Annotated in this window: 21 protein-coding genes; 1 reads left to right on the forward strand and 20 read right to left on the reverse strand. The window is 28.8% G+C overall.

The window, feature by feature from the left end; translation table 11 throughout:
• Positions 1–26: 26 nt before the first annotated feature.
• The 13 genes from ACQPUW_RS07885 to ACQPUW_RS07945 form a co-directional block, all read right to left on the reverse strand.
• Positions 27–1,337 carry a PTS sugar transporter subunit IIC gene (locus tag ACQPUW_RS07885; RefSeq protein WP_430836907.1) on the reverse strand — a complete coding sequence of 437 codons (1,311 nt, stop codon included), beginning with the start codon at positions 1,335–1,337 and terminating at the stop codon, positions 27–29.
• Positions 1,338–1,562: 225 nt separating this feature from the next.
• Positions 1,563–2,732, reverse strand: coding sequence for a MalY/PatB family protein (locus ACQPUW_RS07890; RefSeq protein WP_430836908.1), 1,170 nt, complete (start codon positions 2,730–2,732; stop codon positions 1,563–1,565).
• A gap of 2 nt (positions 2,733–2,734) precedes the next feature.
• Positions 2,735–3,487 carry a MurR/RpiR family transcriptional regulator gene (locus ACQPUW_RS07895; RefSeq protein WP_430836909.1) on the reverse strand — a complete coding sequence of 251 codons (753 nt, stop codon included), beginning with the start codon at positions 3,485–3,487 and terminating at the stop codon, positions 2,735–2,737.
• 205 nt (positions 3,488–3,692) lie between these two features.
• Positions 3,693–4,373, reverse strand: a complete 681-nt coding sequence (locus ACQPUW_RS07900; RefSeq protein ID WP_430836910.1) for an ABC-2 transporter permease — start codon at positions 4,371–4,373, stop codon at positions 3,693–3,695.
• 1 nt (position 4,374) lies between these two features.
• Positions 4,375–5,025 carry an ABC-2 transporter permease gene (locus ACQPUW_RS07905; RefSeq protein WP_430836911.1) on the reverse strand — a complete coding sequence of 217 codons (651 nt, stop codon included), beginning with the start codon at positions 5,023–5,025 and terminating at the stop codon, positions 4,375–4,377.
• 2 nt (positions 5,026–5,027) lie between these two features.
• Positions 5,028–5,900 carry an ABC transporter ATP-binding protein gene (locus tag ACQPUW_RS07910; protein WP_430836912.1) on the reverse strand — a complete coding sequence of 291 codons (873 nt, stop codon included), beginning with the start codon at positions 5,898–5,900 and terminating at the stop codon, positions 5,028–5,030.
• 24 nt (positions 5,901–5,924) lie between these two features.
• The gene (locus tag ACQPUW_RS07915; RefSeq protein ID WP_430836913.1) at positions 5,925–6,296 is read right to left on the reverse strand and encodes a GntR family transcriptional regulator; all 372 of its coding nucleotides are present in this window, start codon (positions 6,294–6,296) and stop codon (positions 5,925–5,927) included.
• 169 nt (positions 6,297–6,465) lie between these two features.
• Positions 6,466–8,127, reverse strand: coding sequence for a cell shape-determining protein (locus ACQPUW_RS07920; protein WP_430837292.1), 1,662 nt, complete (start codon positions 8,125–8,127; stop codon positions 6,466–6,468).
• 231 nt (positions 8,128–8,358) lie between these two features.
• The gene (locus ACQPUW_RS07925; RefSeq protein WP_430836914.1) at positions 8,359–9,657 is read right to left on the reverse strand and encodes a homoserine dehydrogenase; all 1,299 of its coding nucleotides are present in this window, start codon (positions 9,655–9,657) and stop codon (positions 8,359–8,361) included.
• 138 nt (positions 9,658–9,795) lie between these two features.
• Complete coding sequence (locus ACQPUW_RS07930) at positions 9,796–11,571, reverse strand: SH3 domain-containing protein (RefSeq protein ID WP_430836915.1); 1,776 nt, start codon at positions 11,569–11,571, stop codon at positions 9,796–9,798.
• A 155-nt stretch (positions 11,572–11,726) separates the two neighbouring features.
• Positions 11,727–12,512: a dimethylarginine dimethylaminohydrolase family protein gene (locus tag ACQPUW_RS07935; RefSeq protein WP_430836916.1), complete on the reverse strand. Its 786-nt coding sequence runs from the start codon at positions 12,510–12,512 to the stop codon at positions 11,727–11,729.
• Positions 12,513–12,552: 40 nt separating this feature from the next.
• Positions 12,553–13,221 carry a PHP domain-containing protein gene (locus ACQPUW_RS07940; protein ID WP_430836917.1) on the reverse strand — a complete coding sequence of 223 codons (669 nt, stop codon included), beginning with the start codon at positions 13,219–13,221 and terminating at the stop codon, positions 12,553–12,555.
• 128 nt (positions 13,222–13,349) lie between these two features.
• Positions 13,350–13,937, reverse strand: coding sequence for a hypothetical protein (locus tag ACQPUW_RS07945; protein ID WP_430836918.1), 588 nt, complete (start codon positions 13,935–13,937; stop codon positions 13,350–13,352).
• Between the two features lie 140 nt (positions 13,938–14,077).
• On the opposite strand from ACQPUW_RS07945, the gene ACQPUW_RS07950 reads away from it, so the two are divergent.
• Positions 14,078–14,458 (forward strand): hypothetical protein, encoded by a 381-nt coding sequence (locus ACQPUW_RS07950; RefSeq protein ID WP_430836919.1) that lies wholly within the window; start codon positions 14,078–14,080, stop codon positions 14,456–14,458.
• 43 nt (positions 14,459–14,501) lie between these two features.
• Here the strand turns inward: ACQPUW_RS07950 and aspS are convergent, their stop codons facing one another.
• From aspS to ACQPUW_RS07985, 7 genes are all read right to left on the reverse strand, one after another.
• Positions 14,502–16,295, reverse strand: a complete 1,794-nt coding sequence (gene aspS / locus ACQPUW_RS07955; RefSeq protein ID WP_430836920.1) for an aspartate--tRNA ligase — start codon at positions 16,293–16,295, stop codon at positions 14,502–14,504.
• Positions 16,296–16,355: 60 nt separating this feature from the next.
• Complete coding sequence (gene hisS / locus ACQPUW_RS07960; RefSeq protein WP_430836921.1) at positions 16,356–17,606, reverse strand: histidine--tRNA ligase; 1,251 nt, start codon at positions 17,604–17,606, stop codon at positions 16,356–16,358.
• A gap of 11 nt (positions 17,607–17,617) precedes the next feature.
• Positions 17,618–19,045: a coproporphyrinogen III oxidase gene (locus tag ACQPUW_RS07965; RefSeq protein ID WP_430836922.1), complete on the reverse strand. Its 1,428-nt coding sequence runs from the start codon at positions 19,043–19,045 to the stop codon at positions 17,618–17,620.
• Between the two features lie 9 nt (positions 19,046–19,054).
• Complete coding sequence (locus tag ACQPUW_RS07970) at positions 19,055–19,654, reverse strand: MBL fold metallo-hydrolase (protein WP_430836923.1); 600 nt, start codon at positions 19,652–19,654, stop codon at positions 19,055–19,057.
• 18 nt (positions 19,655–19,672) lie between these two features.
• Positions 19,673–20,122 (reverse strand): D-aminoacyl-tRNA deacylase, encoded by a 450-nt coding sequence (gene dtd / locus ACQPUW_RS07975; RefSeq protein WP_430836924.1) that lies wholly within the window; start codon positions 20,120–20,122, stop codon positions 19,673–19,675.
• 17 nt (positions 20,123–20,139) lie between these two features.
• Positions 20,140–22,326 (reverse strand): RelA/SpoT family protein, encoded by a 2,187-nt coding sequence (locus tag ACQPUW_RS07980; RefSeq protein WP_430836925.1) that lies wholly within the window; start codon positions 22,324–22,326, stop codon positions 20,140–20,142.
• A gap of 117 nt (positions 22,327–22,443) precedes the next feature.
• The gene (locus tag ACQPUW_RS07985) at positions 22,444–22,962 is read right to left on the reverse strand and encodes an adenine phosphoribosyltransferase (protein ID WP_430836926.1); all 519 of its coding nucleotides are present in this window, start codon (positions 22,960–22,962) and stop codon (positions 22,444–22,446) included.
• Between the last annotated feature and the right edge of the window lie 27 nt (positions 22,963–22,989).

Consider the following 22,989-nt stretch of genomic DNA (forward strand, 5'->3'; position numbering starts at 1 on the left):
AAATATAATATAACTTTTTAATTTCATTATAAATTATTTTGTTCTTCTACTAACTCTTCTTTTCTGTATTGATTATCTAAAGCTTTAACAAATGGATAGTATATCATAGTTGATACTAATATACATATAATTTGTACTGCTGCCCCTTGCCATCCAGCTACTAAGAATCCACTAAATATTCCTGGTGTTGGCCAAGGAGCTTGGATTCCATTAAATAATGGCATAAATCCTATCTTCTGAGCAAAATATGCAATAAGTATAGAAACTGTAGGTGCTAATGCTACTGGTATTAACATTAATGGATTAAATATTATAGGAAGACCAAATACTAATGGTTCATTTATATTAAATAATGCAGGTACAGCACTAAGTTTTCCAAGCATCTTTAATCTTTGTGATCTAGCAACAAGTAATACTGATATTATTAATCCGATTGTCATACCTGCTCCTCCAATAGTTGCAAATTGATCAATCATTTGAATTGTACCAATATGACCAGTTTGAAGACTTAAGTTGCCAGCTTCAAATAATTTTTGATTTTCTAATGTGTTTGCTGTAATCATTGGATTTACTATTGAATTAACAACCCCAGGATGGATACCAAACCACCACAATAATCCATTAAGTAATCCAACTATAGTTATAGCTCCAATAGATGCAGTTAACCCTTGAAGTGGAACTTGAAGCATTTCATATATCCATTCATGAAGTGATGTTTCTGCTGCTAAAGCTAGTCCATTTACTAAAAGGCTAAAAGCTATAATTAACACTCCTGGTATAAGTGCACTAAATGATCTTGATACCATAGGTGGTACACTATCAGGTAATTTTATAACCATTTTCTTTCTAACTACAAATCTAAATATCTCTGTTGAAGTTATTCCCATAAAGATTGCAGCTAATATTCCCTTAGATCCAAGCCATGCCATTGGAAGTACCCCTGAAACTATTTCCCCTGATTCTGGTGCTATAGCTATTTTAGGAGTTATTATTATATATGAAACTAAAGCAAGTATCATAACTGATAATTTATCAAGCTCATAATCCTCTGATAATTTGTAAGCTAAAGTACCACAAAGCATAAATCCCATCATATCAAAAGTAGCCTTGTAAGCTGGTGATATATATGAAACCCAGTTTTCGCCAAAAATATTTGCCATAAATTCTGGATATCCCTCCACTGGGAAACTAGTTATAAGTAAAAATATTGATGCGATAATTGTAAGTGGCATTACAGCTAAAAACCCTGATCGTAATGCACTAAAATACCTCATGCTTGTAACTTTTGATACCACAGGTACCATTTTTTCCTCAATTAAATTCGTAAATTTCTCCATATCCCTCTCTCCTTTTATCTACTATGTATATTTTAATTATATCAATTTATATTTTAACAATATATCCCTTTATCAGAGAAATTTCTCCATTTATTCTATTTTAATTAATCATTTTATCCTTTTCACTTTATTTATTTAATATATTCCGATAAATTTTACATACTTATTTAAATTATTATTAAATTTAAAAGAGGTTCATCTAAAAATTAGATAAACCTCTTAATTTTATATTTCATTATAAAAATCTAAAATCTTCTTCATTGCCTCTTCTAGTATACTACTATTTGTTGCTACATTTATTCTCAAAAAGCCTTTATAATCATCAATAAACCTATTCCCACATTCTAGAAGAACTCCTGTCTTTTTAGCAAGATCTACCGAAAATTTAAGACTATCATCTATCTTATTAAACTTAACCCATATTAAATATCCTGCATCTGGAATCATAATATTACAATCAATATGCCTTAAGTATTTATTTACTAAATCAATATTTTTTTCTATTTTTTCAATTAATTCTTTTACCCATAGATATCCATTTTTATAGCAAATGCTTGAAAATTCTGCTCCTAATATATTTAGGTGTATCTTCCGTTTTATCATTCCTTCACATACTCTATCTTTTAAATTAACATTTGAAATCAAAGCATATCCTACATTTAATGATGCAATATTGAATGTTTTATTTGGAGAGCCTATAACTATATAATTATCAAATTTTTCTTTTAATTTATAAATTGAAGAAAAACTATTATTATAAAGGGCTAAATCTCCATGTACTTCATCGGAAATAACTAAAACATTATTTTTCTTTGCAATCTCTAAAATTCTCTCCAATTCATCCGTGTTCCAAATCCTCCCTGACGGATTATGTGGATTACAGAGTAATATACATTTTATGTTTTCATCATTAATCTTTTTGTTTAATCTTTCAAAATTAATAAAATATCTATCTTCTTTAATTTCTAAAGGCTCTTTAATTAACTCTAAACCATTATTTAAAGTTATATCTTTAAAAGGTCCATAAACTGGAGTAAAAACTAATACTTTATCATTGTAATTTAAAACTTCACCTAATACTACATTCATAGTTGTAAGTGCTCCTACTATAGGAACTATATCATCTACATTAACGTCTAAGCTTTGTTTCACTTTATACCAATTTTTTATATCACTTTTAAATTCATCTTTTATATCAAAATATCCAAAATCTCCTCTTGAAACAATATCAATAAAGCCCTTATTTATTTCCTCCGGAAGTCTATAATCCATATCTGCAATGAATAATGGATAATACGGCTCCTTTGCATCTTTAAATCTTTTTTGTATATATTCTCTATTCCATTTCTTTGTGTTATTTTTTTTTCTATCTAGAATTTCATCAAAATTGTACATACTTACCCTTTCATTTTATACTTTTCTATAAATCTTTTTATTATGAGATCCATAGCTATATGCACATTTAATCTAGTATCAACATTTTCATCTGAATCATGAGCATGTCCTGTATAAACAACGTATCTACAAAGTCTCTCAAAGGTTGATCCTCTTGATTCTGTTATAAGTACAACATCTACTCCTTTTAAATTTGTTTCAACAAGTACTTCTAAAAGTTCCGGAGTTTCTCCACTTCTTGATAGCATAAATACAAGATCCTCATTTCTTTTTAATATCTTGCTAGATAATCTCATAAATCTTGAATCATCGTGTTGCTCTACTGGTATTCCTAGAAGTTGTAATTTTATTTGAAATATCTTACCTAAATAATTACTCATTCCCATACCATATATAGTGATTTTTTTGCATTTGACCATCTTATCTACAATTTCATCCTGTGGACTCTCTGTCACAAGCTTATAGGTTTCCATTATAGAATTTATATAGGAGTTATCTGAGAACTCTTTATTGTCCTCTATAAGCTTATTTTTTTCAAAGTAGTCGTCCTTAAATTGTACAAAGCTTTTATACTCTAACTTTTTAGAAAGTCTATGTACAGTACTTGTACTTGTAGTAAATATTTCTGCTATATTTTCTATTGTGAAGGTTTTATAAGTGAACTTTTCTTTATTTTCCAAGAGCTCATGTAATAATTCCTTCTCAAGTCTAGTTAGATTCTTAGTATAAGTTGATATTCTTCTATGTAAATTCAAAAATTCCACCTCTTCCATAATTAAGTAAATAAATCAACTTTACTTTATCATAGAATGGTAATTTTATCACTATATAACCTTTATTATACAGATAATTTTATCAACTTTTTTATCAATTCAGGACAAATTTTTCATTACTAGTTCATAAATAAAAATAGGGCTATTTCACAATCTGCAAAATAACCCACTAAAAACCATAAAATTCCTACAATTCTGTACTTTTAAATTTCTTTAATATAATTTTCGATGATAGCATAGCAGATAATATTAAAATTAAGCTTGTTAATATTAAAACAACATTTAAATTCTCTAAAATAAATGTTAATTCTTCTTTAGATACAAAAAATTTCTTAAATACGTTAATACCAAGGATAATTATAAATATAGGCACAGTTCTAGTATAAGATAGCATCGTACTCTTTGGATATAATAATTCTATATAAAAGTTTAATACAGATAATGTATAAAATATTATAAAACTTATCCCTATAACTCCCATATTAACTACATTACTTACACCCAAATAATATGAAATTGAAACCTGTATAATTATATTGGGAATTAAATATATAATAAAAATAACTATAGGGGTTATTATCTTACTTATTACAATATCCTTTGACGTTATAGGAAGTGATCTTAATAGCATATTTATACTTCCACTTTTAGAACTATTCTTTGCAATTATATAATTCATACTAATTATAGGAAAAATCAGTATCCCCATTACAAAAAACATCATTAAATTCCCTGTAAAACTTTCTATATTTTGTCCTTCAACTTTATATTCAAATAGTGAAATAATACTCGTTACAATCATCCATGGACAATACATAAAGAAAATTAATCTTTGAACCTTTATATCCTTTAAAACCAAATTTTTCATATTACTTCACATCCATTCTATTATAAATTATATTGCTAATTATAAATGATACTATAAATGATATTGCTCCTATTACTAAGAATATGGGATTAGGATTTAATAAAATATTTCCTGATATAACATCTGTAAAATCTCCATTTAAATATCCATCTATTAATATATTAGATAATATATTAGATATTATAACAATACTTATTACAGCAATAATATTGGCAATCTTATAATATTTATAATTAATAGTTATAAATATAGGTTCAAGTATTGAGATATAAAGTAATTCAATGGAAATAGTAAGAATTATAACTGCAGTATTAACTTCCATACTAGGCGGGATAATAATACTTACTAATCTATACATTATATAAGTTAATATATTGATAAAAGTAATATAAATTAAAGCACTTATATATTTTGATAATATATAAGTACTTTTCTTTATTGGCAAAGAACTTATATATATCTGAAATTGATTTCTTTTTGATAATTCAATAGTGCTTACTATTAAATAAAATATCATAAAGGATCCCATAATATATATACTTTCTGATCCTCCATTCACTATAAAAATTACTGACATAAATATTAGTGCTATTATAAATGATTTAGCAAATTTTTTTTGAATGAAAAATTCTATTTTAAGTAAATTTCCCATAGCTATTCCCCTCTCTTTTTTGAATAGTAAATAACTATATCATCTAAACTTGCTCTTTCAAAAATAAGTTTATCTCCATACTTATTTTTAAGTTTATCTCGCTTATTACTTAAAGCTTCAAAATTATACCTTGATTTTCTTATACCAACTAAATCTTTTTTCATTTCATTATCTAGAATATCAATAGGTCCTTTAACTACTACATATTCTTCTAAGAGCATATCCTTTTCTTTTGAGAATTCCATTTTACCGTTATTTATAAATGTTATATAATCTGCAAGCCTTTCCAAATCTGTTGTTATATGAGTTGAATAAAGAATTGATAATTCTTCTTCACTTATTAGATCAAATAAAAGATCTAATAATTCACTTCTAAAAACAGGATCTAATCCTGATGTAGGCTCATCTAATATCAATAATTCCGCACTATGAGAAAGAGCAATTGCCAATGAAAATCTCATCCTTTGTCCTTTTGATAGCTCTTTTACCTTCTTCTTAATGTTTAAATTAAACTTATCTATATAAAATTTAAATTTCTCTTCATTCCACTTAGAATAAAACGGCGCTATGATTTTCTTATTTTCTTCTATAGAAAAATCTTCAAATGCACAACAATCATCATAAACAAAACCTATTCTATCTTTTATACTTACCTCACATTCTTTTAAATTTTTATCAAATATATTTATCTCTCCACTTTTTAAATTTACTAAATTCATTATTGCTTTTATTATGGTTGTTTTTCCTGCTCCGTTTGGACCGACAAGCCCCATTATAAATCCTTTTGGAATAGAAAAGCTTACATTTTTCAAAGAAAACCCTTTATATTCTTTAGTTATATTCTTAATTTCCAATGCATTATTATAACTACTCATTAAAATCTCTCCTCTTTATTCTATTTAAACTTCTTTTAAAGTTTTAAGCATATAGACTAATTCATCAAAACCTAACCCAATACTATTTGAAATATCTATTGCTTCTATAAATTTTTCTTCAATCTCTCTTAATTTTTCTTCTCTTAAAAGTTCTTTATTTTGTTCTGCAACATAAGATCCTTTTCCTGGAAGTGTATATACATATCCATCCTTTTCAAGCTCCTCATAAGCTCTCTTAGTGGTTATCACACTAACTCTAAGTTCAGATGCTAGGCTTCTTATTGAGGGCAGTGGAGAATTTTCTTTAATATTTCCAGATACTATCTCATTTTTTATCTCTTTTGCAATCTGTTCATATATTGGTACTCCTGAAGTATTTGAAATAATGATATTCAAATTCTCACCTCTTTCTAATAAACAGTACATACTGTTTATATACTGTATATATATCATATATACAGTATATACTCTTCTTTAAATAAATGTCAATGTATTTTAAAAATTTTTTAACAAAAAAAGGATCCTATAAACACTTAAATCATGCTTATAAGATCCTAATTTAAAATTACTCTTTAATTTCTTCTTTCTTCTCAGCTTCAGTATTATCTTTTTTACCCTTTTCTTTATTCTTTACTTCTGTATTAACATTTGAAAAAGAGTTAACTATTATATATCTACTATCTCCAACATTCATATAATCAATCTTAACTTTATCTCCAACCTTACTTAAAGCAACTTCTCTTGCTGTTTCTGTTGATACTGAATATATATTATCTGAGCCTTTAAGCTTTACATCATATATGCTTGATCCCTCTTTTACAACTAATCCTATTCTCTCTATTTCACCTTCAACTGACTTAGCATTATTGCTTCCTTCTAATGAAATATTAGTGTTAGTTAATACCTCTAAATATTTATTTAAAGTTGATTGAAGTGAATCTCCAACTGCTACAGTATTATAATTTTTAACATTAACCATGGCATAATTTTTAACTAATCCATTTGCATCTTTTAATGTCATAAAGTATGTTGGTTCATTCTGAATGTTAATTAAGTATGGGAATGTTGCTGTATATTTGTATTGTTGTACCTTACCTTCAGCAGACTTCATTGCTGCCGTTTCTGTTGCACCTGATGTTTTATACATTGTTGTCTTTCCTGTCCTTGTATTAGTTAAAGTAAATCCAACTAAACCTTCGTCATTTCCAACTGAAGTTATACCAGTGTAGTAATAACATTCATCATTATTATATATTAAATTCATTCCCTCTGTAGATACAAGCTTGTCCTTATCACTAAAGTTAAATACTCCATGAACAAGCTTACCCCATTTATCTATATATCTTTTGATAAATGAGTCAGGCTGTATTCTATCAACCCATTTTGGCATATTTTCAATCTCATATACTTCTGCTTCCCCAGTTTGCGCATCAATAATTAATGCACCTGTAGCTTTAGCTTCAGTAATTCCAACACCTGTATCATATCTTGTAATAACCCAATATGGATTTCCTTCATCATCTAGTTCGAAAGTATAATCTGTATGTGCTGCCTTCATATCTCTAAAAAAAGCCGCTCTATCTAAATCTGTTAAAAGATATGAAGATTCTAAATATTTTATTTTAAGAGGTTTTCCACTTACCTCAGTTACAAGTTCAACATCATTTTGATTTGTAGCACTTACCTTTACATATCCTGGCGTTCCTTCATAATTAGTTATCCACTTTATAAGTGATGAATGCTCCAGTGGTGCTACATAATAAAGTTCTCCATTTACACTTTGAAGAGTTAAATCTCCTATATAAACTTGACTACCAAGACTTGGTATTTCTCCAAGTTTTTTGTCAGCTAATTTGCTAGCAAGTTCTTTATCTATTGTTGGTAATTGTTTCAAGTCAATATGTTGTATTTGACTTGAAAATTCAACTCCATCAACTTCCCCAATCAAATCTCTATGAGCTTTATAACTAACTAGAGGACTAAATACTATCATAAGAGCTACATAAATAAGTATACCCGTTCCTCCAGCTATAATATATTTTTTACTAAAGTGAGTAACTCCATAAGCAATACTACTTATTATAAATGGAATAATTAATGCTAAGAAGCTAATAGATAAATCTAAAATTAATCTACTTTGTAAAAATAATATTATTGCCATTACTAAGTATGATATAACAAGCCATTTTAGATATCCTTTAAAACTTGCTTTTTTATCTTTTGCCATATTAGTTACATTATCTTTTGACCTTTTAAATTTCGATATCATGTCAAAAATATCAGAAAAATCTCCTCTATTATTCATAATCTAAATTCTCCTTTTCCTTATATTGTTTGTATTATATCATAATGTAATAATAAATACTATATAGTATAAAAATTTATTCATATATTTTTTATATTCTATTTAAATAACAAATAAATAAAAGCTATCACCAAAATAGTAATAGCTTCTAAATTATTCAAAATCTTCTATTCTTATTATACTTTTTATCTTTTTAACACTTTTAAGTTCATATATATCATCTATTGTATTTATTATTTGTGATTCTCTACAGGTATGAGTTACAAGAACTAAATCAACCTCTTTTTCACTCTTTTTTGATATCCTTTGAATAACAGCTCCTAAACTTATATCATATTCTCCAAAAATTGAGGTCACTTCGCCAAGCACCCCTGGCATATCAAGAACTCTAATTCTTATATAATACTTACTCTCAACGCCTCTAATATCTCTAATTTTCTTGTTCCACAAATTATTTTTAACTACATGATTATAATTTTCAGAATTAACATCATTTTTAAGTATTGTTATCATATCACTAACTACAGCACTTCCTGTTGGTAAGTCTCCTGCACCTCTTCCATAAAACATTAAATCTCCTACTGCATTTCCCTTAATTAATATAGCATTAAAAGAGTCATATACATTTGCTAAAGGATGATTTTCAGGAATCATCGTTGGATGTACTCTCATCTCAATCTTACCATTTCTATCTTTAACTATTGCTAATAACTTTACAACCTTACCAAATTCTTTTGCATACTTTATGTCTATTGATTTAATATTTGTTATACCTTCTCTGTAAACACTATTAACATCAACTTTTGTACCAAATGCTAATGAGGATAATATAGCAAGTTTATACTGTGCATCATAACCTTCAATATCTGATGTAGGATCAACTTCTGCATACCCCATATCTTGCGATCCTTTTAATGCTTCCTCAAAAGTAAGATCTTCTATCTCCATTTTTGTTAGTATATAATTTGTTGTTCCATTTATTATTCCGTACATCTCCTCCACTTTATTTGCAGTAAGACTTTCATTTATTCCTTGTATAATAGGGATTCCGCCAGCTACACTTGCTTCATATTGAAACATAAGCCCCATATCATCAGCCTTTTTAAAAAGTTCATCACCTTTTATTGCAAGAATCATCTTATTAGCTGTTACAATATGTTTTCTTCTATCCATACATTTAATCATATATTCTCTAGCAGGTTCCATTCCTCCCATAACTTCTATAACTATTTTTATAGAGTCATCTTCTAATATATCATTAAAATTTGTTGTAAGTAACTCTTTAGGTACATTTATACCTCTATCCTTCTCTATATCCCTTACAAGTATTTTTGATACATTTACTTCATAACCTGAACGTTTCATAACCTCTTCTCTGTTTGAATTTAATATAGTCCAGACCCCTCGCCCAACATTGCCAAGTCCAAGCAAAGCAATATTAATTTTTTTCATATATAAACCCCCTTCATTTTAAAGTACCCCAATTATGATATAAATTTATTATATAACTAATATCCATATTTTTCCACAATATATTTTTATTCCAACTAAAAAAAGCCTTAGTTAATTAACTAAGACTCTTTATATATATTAATTTAAAACTCTTCTAACTCTGCCTATTTTACTCCAAGGCACATTAGCGATTTTTACATAATCATGTGATTTAGGTGCTTCTATCCATTGTCCATTTCCTATATACATCCCAACGTGTTGAAGACTTCCATAGAACAACAGATCTCCTGGTCTTGCATCATTTACTGATACTTCTCTTCCTGCGTTTATCTGATCATATGTTGAACCGCCTATGTTTATTCCAACTTGTTTAAAGCCCCAATACAATAATCCTGAACAATCAAATGCTCTATATCCATTATTTATATATTTTGATGGTATATTATACTTCCCTTGCGCTGCTTCATTTGGGTACATATTTTTAAACATTCTTAAACTATCATTAGTTATAAGTTCTCCTTTACCTCCCCAAATATATGGTGAGCCAATCTGCTGCTTTAATATGCCATAAACTTTATCAAATGATGCTGATGATGATGGTGTATTAGCTTCATTTTTATCTATTACCTTTATATAGTCTGAGCTTGCATACCCAACTTTACCATTTGCATTTACCTTATACCAATTACCTTCTCTTGCAGTAATTTTAAAAGTTTCCCCTGGGAATAAATATCCAACAACTGAGCTACTTGTATTTGGTGATTTTCTAAGCCTTAGACTAGTTGAAACATTAACAACCTTACCATACTCACTAAGTGACTCACTGCCACTACTACTTCCACCGCTGTTGCTGCTTCCGCCACTATTATTTCCTTCTCCAACTACTTGTACATAGTCTTGATGAACATATCCTGTAGTTCCATCATGTCTTATCTTATAGAAGCTGCCTGACTTTCCAAGAATATCGAAAGTATCTCCTGCTAATAGATATCCTACAACTGAACTACTTGTATTTGCTGCATTTCTTATTCTTAAATTTGAAGTTACATTAATAACTTTTCCTTTTCCTGAAGTACTTTCTGAGTTGCTACCACTATTATTATTATTGTTATTATTGTTGTTGTCATCCCCTTGGCCTATTATTTTTACATAGTCCTTATGAACATAACCAGTATTACCTCTGGCTTTTATTTTAAACCAGTCACCTGATCTTCCAAGGATATCAAACTTATCTCCATTTGAAAGATAGCCTACTACTGAATGACTCGTTGAAGCTCCGCTTCTTATTCTTAAACTACTTGTTACATTAGTAACTTGTCCAACTTTACCACCTAATGAATTATCGGTATTTCCACTATTACTATTACTATTACTATTACTATTATTATTTTCTCCAATTACTTGGACATACTCTCCTGATATATATCCTATACGTCCATTTGAATTTATTTTATACCATCCACCTGATTTTCCAACAATATCAAATGTGTTACCTTCATATAAGTATCCTATTACTGAATGACTAGTTGAAGCTCCACTTCTTATTCTTAGGCTGCTTGTTACATTAATAACTTTTCCTTTTCCTGAAGAAGTACTTCCTGAATTTGAACTCCCTAAGCCTTCCTTTATATAATCACCATGTACATATCCTGTATTTCCTCTAAAATCAATTTTATACCATGATCCTGATTTTCCGATTATATTTACTTTTTCTCCATTACGTAAATAGCCTAGAACCTCTGAGCTAGTATTCGCACTTTTTCTTACTCTAAGACTACTTGTTACATTTATTACATGTCCCGTACTTGTTGATCTATATTCATCTGCATGAGCTGTGACTGTATCATGCATTAGTACTGCTCCAGTACCAGCAGACGTAGCCAGCATTAATGCCATAATCTTCTTCTTATCCATTATATCACTCCCATATATCCAAATTATAACACTCTACTCCTACATTTTACCTCATTTCCATAGATAATTAAAGATTTTTTTGTGCTTTCTGTTAATTTTAAACATTATATGTTATTTTATGAATATTAATTAATATTTTTCATATTCTATTAAATTTATAATGTAAGCGGTAGCGTACTACAACCAATACCTCCTCCAGTCTTTACTATTTCATCGTATTCACAATAAAATACTTTATATCCAGCCTTTTTTAATACTCTAGTTGCTTCAGTATCGCTACATATTACCTTCTTTTTACCAATAGGTAATACATTAGTACCAAGATTATCTGCACTTTCATTAGAAATGTAATATAAATTCTTTATTTCAGTTTCAATCTTATCAATATCATAAACGTATTCACTTATTATTGCTGATTTTTTATCTAATATATTAAATACACAATCTAAATGTAATTTATTTTCTGAATCAAATTTTATTGGAACTACCTTGTATTTTAATCCTTTTTCTTCTATATATTGTCTAAGTTCTTCTATTCCAGCTTCAGTTGTTCTTTGGCTTATTCCAACAAATATAGTTGAATGTCCAACTACAACATCTCCACCTTCTATATTATTTTCAAAAATATAATGTTCTATCTTATTTTTTCTTACAAATTCTATAAGTTTCTCAGTTTCTTTTTTTCTACCTGCACTTCTCATATTACTAATAAACATAATATTTCCTAAAGCAAATCCAATATCTCTAGTAAACACTTCACTATTGCTATTTTCAGTATTTAAAAAATAATATTTTATACCCTCTTCTGATAATATATTTAGCAAATTATTGTAGTTATTAAGTGCCTTCTCTTTACAAAAAGTGCCTTTATGCTTATTATTGTTATTAGTAATTTCTATAAAGCTCGGATATCTCATTAAAATGTATTTTATTTCACTCATATTTTATTCCTCTTTCGCAATTGTTTTATAATTCATTTTTTCAAAAACCAAATAATTTGTCAATATCCTTTAAGTCTAAATAAATAAAACCTAGCATGCTATATTTATTTTTACTATCAAACATTCTATGAAAATCTGACCCAGCTGTATAAATATACCCTCTTTCTTTTGCTATATTTATAAAATATTCTGTATCACTTTTAGTATTTTTTGAATGTATTGCCTCTATTCCATCAAAATCATATTTTAATACTTCGTGTAATAAATCTCTTCGTACAGTAACTGGATGAGCTAAAATAACTTTTGCTTTAAATTTTTTTAAAAAAGCTATTCCCTCTTCTACATCTAATTTTTTTCTATGTTTCTCTTCTCTATCATCTTTTAAATATTCTTTTCTAAATTCTTTTATTTTTCCTTCTCTAATAAGTTGTAATCCCTTTATAAATTTTTTATTTTTATATACCTTATAGTTAAAATATCCAAGCACATGCACTCTTTCTCCTCTATATCTGGTTGAAAGTTCTAATGCCGGAATAATTTTTATTTTTCTTTTTTTTCCTTCTTTAACTGCTTCCTCTACACCATCTACTGTATTATGATCTGCTATAGCAATAGCATCTAATCCTACGCCTTTTGCTAATATTACAATTTCTCTTGGTGAAAGTTCTCCATCAGAACTTTTAGAATGTATATGAAAATCCCCTCTCATTATTTAATGACCTACTTTTTATTGCTTTCTTATACATACTATTCATAAATCCATAAATTCGTACATATTCGACAAATATTATAAAGGAGAAATTTAAACATTTCTCCTCCATAACATTTACATAATTATTATTCTTCTTTACCTTCAATTTTATCTTTTTTGATTTCATCTTCTTCAAAAGTATTTTTTTCAGTTTCTTTATTATTTTTTAATTCTTTATTTTTATCATCTTCTTTAAATGTCTTTTTATCCTTTATTTCTTTATCTTCTTTCTCAAATTCATTTTTTTCTTCATCTACACGAGAAGAATCATATAAAACACTAGTTTGTTTTTCTGACTTACTTTTCTTTTTAGTAACTTGAACTCTCTTTGCATATGCTTGTGGAGGAATAGATTTAGTAATCTTCTTATCTAAAACTACTGAAACATAATCCCCAACTTCACATTTAACTTCTTCCTTACACTCTTTTTTGCAACCTTCGTGCATCTTAGTATTTTTATCAATTATTATAAGAACTTGATCTTTATAAGTTTCGCACCCTTTCATATATCCATCTACAATTACTCTAATATTACCTGAATCATTGCATTTCTCAACTTTTTTAATCTCCCCCATTAATAATGGATCCTTTAATGGATTGGCTGAAGCTGATACACCAAATAGCCCAAGGAAAAAAATTGCTGCAAGTATCGTTCTTTTAAATTGTTTTTTCATATAATATCCTCCTTTGTTATTTATTCAAAAAATATCTTTCCTCAAATAATAAAAATTTATTCAAAATATTATATAAAAATGGTTAATTTATATTTTATTTGAATATAATTTTATTAAGAATAGTATTTAGGAGGCTATATATGAATATAAAAAAATATGAAATACTACAAAGAGGAAAATGCCTACTTCTCTATCTTTTACTCCTACTTTTTATAGCCTTTTTTATTGAAATTATTACAGGTTTCTTATATGCTGACATCTTCCTTATTCTTGGATTAATCACATCCATAATTGGTGGTTTTTCATTATATGGAGGAGCTCATATAGGAAATGGTATTAATACTCTAGGACAAAGTAATTCACAGTATGTATCACAAGCTAATTTAGAAATAACTCATCATGAAAAAGAATCCTTAGATAGAGCAAATAATGCTTTAAGGACAACCTTAATAGATGTTAGATTTCATAGTCTTGAGATAATGCTAAGTGGAATAATACTAATAATCATAAGTATTATTTAAAAAACCCAATAGAAAAGACACCAAAATTTTGGTGTCTTTTTTATTATTCTTCGTTTTCTTCTTTTAATTTTATTGCAATTCCAAGCTCTTCAAGTTGCTTTTCATCAGCTATATTTGGAGCTTCACTTAAATAGCAATATGCATTTTGATTTTTAGGGAATGCTATAACATCTTTTATGTTTTCAGTTCCTGCTAAGAACATTATCATTCTATCTAAACCAAATGCTAATCCGCCATGTGGTGGTGGTCCAAATTTAAATGCTTCTAGTAAGAATCCAAATCTATTCCATGCCTCTTCCATAGTAAATCCTAATGCTTTAAACATTCTTTCTTGAAGCTTAGTGTCGTGTATTCTAATTGATCCCCCACCAAGTTCTTCTCCGTTTAATACAAGGTCATATGCTATTGATCTAACCTTTCCTGGGTCTGTTTCTAAGAATTCTAAATCTTCTTCCATTGGTGCTGTAAATGGATGGTGACACGCAGTATATCTACCTTCTTCTTCACTGTACTCAAATAATGGGAATTCTGTAATCCAAGTAAAGTTAAATTCATTTTTATCTTTAATTAAATCAAGCTTCTTAGCAAGTTCTAATCTTAATGCTCCTAAGCTTTGGAAAACTACTGAATTTTTATCAGCAACTATTAAAACTAAATCTCCAGTTTTTGCATCAGCAGCTTCTAAAAGCTTAGACATTTGATCTTCATTTAAGAATTTAGCTATTGGAGATTGTATTCCATCTTCTTTAACTTTAATCCATGCAAGACCTTTAGCTTTATATGTTTTAACAAATTCTCCAAGTCTATCGATATCTTTTCTTCCCATTGTTGCTCCACCTTCAACACAAAGCGATCTTACTGATCCACCATTTGAAAGAGCATCTGAGAATACTTTAAACTCTACATTATTTACTGCTTCAGAAAGATCATGAATCTTCATTCCAAATCTTAAGTCAGGTTTATCTGAACCATAGCTTTCCATAGCTTCTTTAAATGTCATTCTCTTAATTGGAAGTGATACTTCATGTCCTAATACTTCCTTGAATACATGAGCAATTAATCCTTCATTTAATGCTATTATATCTTCTTGATCCACAAAACTCATTTCTAAATCTACTTGTGTAAATTCTGGTTGTCTGTTTGCTCTTAAATCTTCATCTCTGAAACATTTAGTTATTTGATAGTATTTATCAAATCCAGACACCATTAATAATTGCTTGAATATTTGTGGTGATTGAGGAAGTGCATAGAACATTCCTGGATAATTTCTTGAAGGAACTAAATAATCTCTTGCACCTTCTGGAGTACTCTTAGTAAGTATTGGTGTTTCAACTTCTAGGAATCCATTATTATCTAAGTAGTCTCTAACTGCCTTTGAAGCTCTATTTCTTATCATAAATATTTTTTGCATATCTGGTCTTCTAAGGTCTAAGTATCTATACTTTAATCTTATACTTTCAGCTGCATCTAAGTCTTCCTTAATATATATTGGAGGAGTTTCTGATTCTGAAAGAATTTTTATATCCTCACACTTTAATTCTACAAGTCCTGTTTCTAAATCCTTGTTTGGAGCTTCTCTTAAAACTACTTCACCAGTTACTGCGATACAGTATTCAGGTCTAACTCCCTTTGCTTTTTCAAATACTTCTTCTTTTACGTCATCTCCAAATACAACTTGCATTATTCCAGTTCTATCTCTTAAATCAATGAACTGTAATCCTCCAAGTTTTCTATTTCTTTGAACCCATCCCATTAAAGTAATTTTATTACCTACATGTTCTTCTCTAGGTTCACCACACATCATTGTTCTTTTTAAACCGCTAAGCGCTTCTGCCATATGTGATTCCTCCATATCTATTTTAATATATTTTTTCACATTTTTAAGCTTTCGTACTAATTAGGCTTTAATAACTTCTTTTATTTTTTCTAAGTCATTTAAGTTTAATTCGAACTGCTCTCCATCTTCCATTCTTTTAAATCTTGCTACTCTGCTTTGTAACTCATCATCACCTAAAACAACACTAAATTTTGCCCCTATTTTATTAGCATATTTCATTTCGGCTTTAAAGCTTCTTCCTGCATGATTTATTTCTGAACTTACACCAATATTTCTTAAAGCATGAGCTAGCTTAAATGCTTCTTTAGCCCCTTCTTCTCCTCTTGATGCTAAATAAAGTTCAACAACTGGATCTTTTGGAATTTCTATTCCTTCTTTTTCGATGGCCATTATAAGTCTTTCTATTCCCATACCAAAACCAACTGCTGGTGTCTCTGGTCCACCTATTTCTTCAATTAGTCTATCATATCTTCCTCCTCCACATACTGTGAAATCAGAATTTAATATTTCAAATATTGTCTTAGTATAATAATCAAGTCCTCTAACTATACCTGGATCAATATTATATTCTATTCCTAAAATATCTAAGTACTCCTTAACCTTTGTAAAGTGATCACTACATTCTTCACAAATATAATCTAATATTATTGGAGCATTCTTAGTTATTTCTTTGCAACTATGTTCTTTACAATCTAATATTCTCATTGGATTCTTTTCAAATCTAGTCTTACAAGTAGGACATAAATTGTCATAATTATCTTCTAAGAATTTCTTTAATGCCTCATTATATTTAGGTCTACAATTTGGACATCCTAAATTGTTTATATTAAGACTTAATCCCTTAAGTCCTATTTTATTTAATACTGTCATAGCAAGTGCCATAACTTCAGCATCCATTGAAGGCTTTTCAGTACCAAACATTTCAATTCCAAATTGATGGAACTGTCTATATCTTCCCTTTTGAGCTTTTTCATATCTAAAGCATGGAGTTATATAGAATAACTTAGTTGGTTGTGCTTCATTAAATAATCTATTTTCAATAAAAGCTCTAACTGCTGGTGCAGTTCCTTCTGGTTTTAAAGTTATACTTCTTGAACCTTTATCTTCAAAAGTATACATTTCTTTTTGAACTATATCCGTTGTTTCTCCAACGCCTCTTAAAAATAATTCTGTATGTTCAAAGATTGGAGTTCTTATTTCTCTTATTCCAAAATTCTTTGATATTTCTCTAAATATATTTTCAACATAATGCCATTTATAAGCATCACTTGGTAACATATCCTTAGTACCCTTAGGTGCTTGTATTTCCATTTAATTCCCTCCTATTTATATAATGTATCTAGTAATTTTATCTTACCTTCTATCATTTCATCTATTCTATTTACATATTCTCTAACATCTTTAACATTTGGGAATCTTTCTATTCTGTTCTCATCTAAGAAAACTACCTTAGATACTGCATCAGCGCCAAGTGCAATTATAGTTTGAGTATCTTCTATCATCTGCATATTATAAATACACTCTTTTCCTTCTTTTGCATATCCTAGGTTCTCCATATTTCCAACCATGTTTTTTTGTCTATACATATAGTATGCTTTAAGATTTAATTCACTAGAAAGCTTTTTACTTTCATCATACATCTTAGCTATTTCTTCTTGATCTTTAATTCCAAGACCTTTTTTAAGTATAAAGTTCTCATAAAGTCTTGATCCCCTCTTTAATGAAAGTCCATGAACAGTTAAGCTATCAGGCTGAAGTTTTTTTATCTCTCTTGCAGTATTACAAGCTTCTTCAAGCCCTTCACCTGGAAGTCCTATTATCATATCCATATTTATATCATTAAATCCAAGCTCTCTTGCCATATTGAATTTTTCTTTGACATCTTCTACACTATGATTTCTTCCAATTAATTTTAACGTGTCATCATTCATAGTTTGAGGATTTATACTTATTCTTGAAACTTCATACTTTTTCATTGTTTCAAGTTTTTCTCTAGTAATTGAATCAGGTCTTCCACATTCAACTGTAAATTCTAAAATTTCTCTATCTCTTACAAAAGAATTATAAACCTTATTCATAACATCTTCAAACTCTTCATTTGATACAGCAGTTGGAGTACCACCGCCAAAATATACTGTTTCTATCTCTAAGTTCTTTTTATCTACATATTCTTTGATTTTCTCTATTTCATGAGAAAGTGCATTTAAATAAGGAGCTACTAGCTTCTTATTTCCTCCTATAGGATTAGATGCAAAAGAACAATATAGACATCTTGTTGGGCAAAAAGCCATACCTATATAAATAGCAATCTTTTCATTATTTGTTTTTACAAACTTTTCTTCAAGTTTTGCAACATCAATACAAAGTTTTGCTTTCTCTTCACTTGCCATATGCTTATCATAGAAATATTTTATTATTTTCTCTTCGCTCTTTCCTTCATTAAGAAGTTTTAAAGCAATCTTAGAAGGTCTTATTCCAACTAAAGTTCCCCAAGGATAAACATCATTAGTTATTTCTTTAAGTCCTTTAAATATAACCTTCTTAATAGAATCTTTTATATTATCTTCTACCTTCTCCTTTATCTCTAAGCTTGAGTTTTTAAAGATAATTTCATCATTTTCTATATTTACTATATAATCAAAGTCTGCCTCTTCTGGAAACTTTAATTCATCTAGAGGAAAATATATATTAAACATTTGATATACATCATATCTGTATTTTAAATCATTTAATCCTATATTAATTATCATAATTTCTCCTTAAGTTAAAAATGGATTATTTCTCTTTTCAAATCCAATTGATGACTTTGGTCCATGACCTGGATATACAGTGATATCATCACCTAAAGGTAATAATTTAGTCTTTATGCTACTTATTATCTTTCCAAAGTCTCCTCCTGAAAAGTCTGTTCTTCCTATTGCACCTTGGAATAATGTATCACCTGAGAATAAATTTTTATCAATTAGGAAGCAAACTCCACCTTCTGTATGTCCTGGTGTATGGATAACATTAATTCTGTGATTTCCAAGATATAATTCTGTATTTTCGTCTAAATAACCATCAGCTTTTCTTATATTTCCAAAGACATAATTATCATTTTCTATATACTTTACTTCTGATTCATGCATGTAGAATGGAATATTTAATAATTCACTTAAATATTCAACAGCTCCAACATGATCCACATGCGCATGAGTTAATAAAATAAATTTAGGCTTTATATCTAAACTTTTTATTATTTCTTCAAGTTTTATTTCATCTCCACCTGGATCAATGATCCCAGCTTCTCTTGTATCATTATCAATTACTATATAGCAGTTTGCATCATATATTCCTGCTGGTATTGTTTTTATTATCATAAAAGCATCTCCTTAAGATTAAAATTGTTTGAAACTATCTAGTAGAATAGTAACTGGACCATCATTTTGAATATCAACTTGCATGTGAGCTCCAAATTCTCCTGTTTCTACTCTTAAACCTGTTTCTTTTAACATATCTATAAATTTATCATATAATATTTTAGCTTCTTCTCCACCTTTAGCGCTCATAAAATTAGGTCTTCTACCTTTTCTACAATCGCCATAAAGAGTAAATTGTGAGATAGCTAATATATCACCTTTTACATCTAGTAAAGAATGATTCATCTTATCATTTTCATCTTCAAAAATTCTAAGATTTATTATCTTATCCTTTATGTATTTTAAATCTTCTACAGAGTCTTCTTTTGAAATGCCAACTAGAACATTTACCCCTAAATTAATTTCTCCTACTACTTCTCCATCTACTCTTACTCTTGATGAAGAAACTCTCTGTACTACTGCTCTCAAAACGAACACATCCTTTTTTAATTATTCATTCTGTATACGTCTATTACCCCTTTAATCTTTCTTATAGCTTTCATAAATTCTTTTAATTGTTCAACTGAGTTTATCTTAACCTTTATATTTATGATAGCTATATTTCCTTTTACTGAATTAGCATTTAATGAATTAAGTGGTAATCCCTTTTCACTAATAACAACCATTATTTCAGATAAAATCCCCATTCTATCTTCTGTCTTTATCTGAATTTCAGCAACATAACCAGATCCTTCTGCTCTTCCAAAACTTGCTTCAACTATCTTTTCTGGTTCAGTTTTTATTAAAGTTTTTAGATTGTTACAGTCTTTTCTATGGATTGATACACCTCTTCCCTTTGTGATATATCCTAAAACATCATCTCCAGGAACTGGGTTACAACATTTTGCGAATCTTACCATAATATTATTAAGACCCTTTATTGCTACTCCATAGCTTTTCTCTTTTTCTTGTTTTCTTTCACTCTTTTGTATTTGTTCTTCAATATTTTTTTCTACAGCTTCTTTAGAATATTTATCTTTTTCATCTATATTATCTTCTTTAAGTCTTGAAACAAATGTAGATGCAGTTATCATTCCAACACCTATACTTGAATAAAGATCATCCATTTGATGAATGTTATATCTTTTCATCATTCTATCATATACATCACCTTTTGCGATATCATGATAATTTACACATTGTTTTTTTAGCTCTTTTTCTAAAAGATCCTTACCTTTTTCGATATTTTCTTCCTTTTTAACTCTCTTAAACCACTGTCTTATTTTACTTTTAGCTTGATTACTCTTTGCAATATTAAGCCAATCCATCTTAGGACCCTTAGCAGTTTTTGAGGTTATTATCTCTACTATCTCTCCAGTTTTAAGCTTATAATCTAAAGGAACTATTTTCCCATTAACTTTAGCTCCGACACATCTATTTCCTATATCCGTATGTATTCTATAAGCAAAATCTATTGGTGTTGATCCACTGGCAAGGTTTATTACAACTCCTTTTGGAGTGAATACGAATACTTCATCTGAGAATAAATCTATTTTGAATCCTTCCATAAACTCTTCCGCATCTGAAGTTTCCTTTTGCCATTCTAAAATATCTCTAAGCCATGCAAGCTTTGTTTCAAAGTCCATACCTTTCTCTTCATCATTACTACCTTCTTTGTACTTCCAGTGAGCAGCTATACCATACTCTGCTGTTTTATGCATCTCAAAGGTTCTTATTTGAATTTCAAAAGTTTTTCCTTGTGGACCAATTACAGTTGTATGAAGAGATTGATACATATTAGGTTTAGGCATCGCTATATAATCTTTAAATCTTCCTGGAATAGGCTTATATATAGTATGAACAATACCTAGTACTCCATAGCAATCTTTAACAGAATCAACTAAAATCCTTATTGCTGTTAAGTCAAATATCTGCTCAATGCTCTTATGCTTATTAACCATCTTTCTATAAATACTATAAAAATGTTTTGGCCTTCCTTCTATATCTGCATCAATTCCTGAATCTTCAAGCTTTTCATGTAAATCTTTTATAACGGAATCGATATACTCTTCCCTTTCGATTCTCTTTTCAGCAATTTTATGAACTAAATCATAATATTCTTCTTCATGTAGATATCTAAAACTTAAATCTTCTAATTCCCATTTAATTTTAGACATACCCAATCTATGTGCAAGTGGAGCATAAATATCTAAGGTTTCCTTTGCCTTTTGTTTTTGCTTCTCTTTTTTCATAAACTTTAAGGTTCTCATATTATGAAGTCTGTCTGCTAATTTTATAATTATTACTCTTATATCCTTAGCCATTGCAAGGAGCATTTTTCTTACATTATCAGCTTGCTGCTCTTCTTTAGTCTTATATTTGATTTTACCAAGTTTTGTAACACCTTCAACTAAATTTGCAATTTCTTCATTAAATTCCTTAGCCATATCCTCATAGGTATAATCTGTATCTTCAATTACATCATGTAAAAGACCTGCAGCAATTGTACTTGTATCCATCCCTAGTTCAGCCAAAATACAAGCTACATCTATTGGATGTATTATGTAAGGTTCTCCAGATTCTCTACTTTGACTTTTATGAGCCTCTTTTGCCAAATTATATGCTTTTTTTATTGTTTCGATATCAACATTGTTACAATTTTCATTTATAACTTTAACCAAATTTTCTATCATTAGGATTACTCTCCTTAAAATAGTCCAAAAAACTATAATTACTTAAAATCAAAGGCTGGTTTTTTAACCAGCCATTATCTATTATTATATAATATTATCAAATCATTTTCAATAATTTTAGACATCGTACTCTGTTAATGACATTACATCATAACCTTTAAGCTTATCTCTACCATTTAATTCAGTAAGTTCAATGACAAAATCTAATGATGCAACTTCACCACCTGCAAGTTCTACAAGCTTTGCAACGGCTTCAATAGTTCCACCTGTAGCTAATAAATCATCAACAATTGCTACTCTTTGTCCTTTCTTAATTGCACCCTTGTGTAACTCTAAATTATCTGTACCATATTCTAAATCATAAGCTATTGAAAGAGTTTCCCCTGGTAATTTTCCAGGCTTTCTAACTGGTATAAATCCCACTCCTAAAGCGTAAGCAACAGGAACTCCAAATATGAATCCTCTAGCCTCTGGTCCTACTACCACATCAATATTCTTGTCCTTTAAATCTTCAACTATTGCATCAACAGATGCTCTTAAACCCTCTCCATCACCTATTAATGTAGTGATGTCTTTAAAGCTTATTCCTTCTTTTGGAAAGTTATCAATCACTCTTATTTTGTCTTTTAAATTCATACTAATTCCTCCAATATTTTAAGAATT

It is taken from the genome of Clostridium sardiniense, from assembly GCF_050584765.1.
Classification (GTDB): Bacteria; Bacillota; Clostridia; order Clostridiales; family Clostridiaceae; genus Clostridium; species Clostridium sardiniense_A.

What these genes read in the sequence shown, in the direction of transcription:
- ACQPUW_RS07885 (WP_430836907.1), bottom strand. Translation starts at nt 1,337, where the DNA reads ATGGAGAAATTTACGAATTTAATTGAGGAAAAAATGGTACCTGTGGTA.
- ACQPUW_RS07980 (WP_430836925.1), bottom strand. Translation starts at nt 22,326, where the DNA reads ATGATAGAAAATTTGGTTAAAGTTATAAATGAAAATTGTAACAATGTT.
- ACQPUW_RS07950 (WP_430836919.1), top strand. Translation starts at nt 14,078, where the DNA reads ATGAATATAAAAAAATATGAAATACTACAAAGAGGAAAATGCCTACTT.
- ACQPUW_RS07900 (WP_430836910.1), bottom strand. Translation starts at nt 4,373, where the DNA reads ATGAAAAATTTGGTTTTAAAGGATATAAAGGTTCAAAGATTAATTTTC.
- ACQPUW_RS07920 (WP_430837292.1), bottom strand. Translation starts at nt 8,127, where the DNA reads ATGGCAAAAGATAAAAAAGCAAGTTTTAAAGGATATCTAAAATGGCTT.
- ACQPUW_RS07905 (WP_430836911.1), bottom strand. Translation starts at nt 5,025, where the DNA reads ATGGGAAATTTACTTAAAATAGAATTTTTCATTCAAAAAAAATTTGCT.
- ACQPUW_RS07925 (WP_430836914.1), bottom strand. Translation starts at nt 9,657, where the DNA reads ATGAAAAAAATTAATATTGCTTTGCTTGGACTTGGCAATGTTGGGCGA.
- ACQPUW_RS07970 (WP_430836923.1), bottom strand. Translation starts at nt 19,654, where the DNA reads ATGATAATAAAAACAATACCAGCAGGAATATATGATGCAAACTGCTAT.
- ACQPUW_RS07935 (WP_430836916.1), bottom strand. Translation starts at nt 12,512, where the DNA reads ATGAGTGAAATAAAATACATTTTAATGAGATATCCGAGCTTTATAGAA.
- ACQPUW_RS07940 (WP_430836917.1), bottom strand. Translation starts at nt 13,221, where the DNA reads ATGAGAGGGGATTTTCATATACATTCTAAAAGTTCTGATGGAGAACTT.
- ACQPUW_RS07890 (WP_430836908.1), bottom strand. Translation starts at nt 2,732, where the DNA reads ATGTACAATTTTGATGAAATTCTAGATAGAAAAAAAAATAACACAAAG.
- ACQPUW_RS07945 (WP_430836918.1), bottom strand. Translation starts at nt 13,937, where the DNA reads ATGAAAAAACAATTTAAAAGAACGATACTTGCAGCAATTTTTTTCCTT.
- ACQPUW_RS07930 (WP_430836915.1), bottom strand. Translation starts at nt 11,571, where the DNA reads ATGGATAAGAAGAAGATTATGGCATTAATGCTGGCTACGTCTGCTGGT.
- hisS (WP_430836921.1), bottom strand. Translation starts at nt 17,606, where the DNA reads ATGGAAATACAAGCACCTAAGGGTACTAAGGATATGTTACCAAGTGAT.
- ACQPUW_RS07965 (WP_430836922.1), bottom strand. Translation starts at nt 19,045, where the DNA reads ATGATAATTAATATAGGATTAAATGATTTAAAATACAGATATGATGTA.
- aspS (WP_430836920.1), bottom strand. Translation starts at nt 16,295, where the DNA reads ATGGCAGAAGCGCTTAGCGGTTTAAAAAGAACAATGATGTGTGGTGAA.
- ACQPUW_RS07985 (WP_430836926.1), bottom strand. Translation starts at nt 22,962, where the DNA reads ATGAATTTAAAAGACAAAATAAGAGTGATTGATAACTTTCCAAAAGAA.
- ACQPUW_RS07910 (WP_430836912.1), bottom strand. Translation starts at nt 5,900, where the DNA reads ATGAGTAGTTATAATAATGCATTGGAAATTAAGAATATAACTAAAGAA.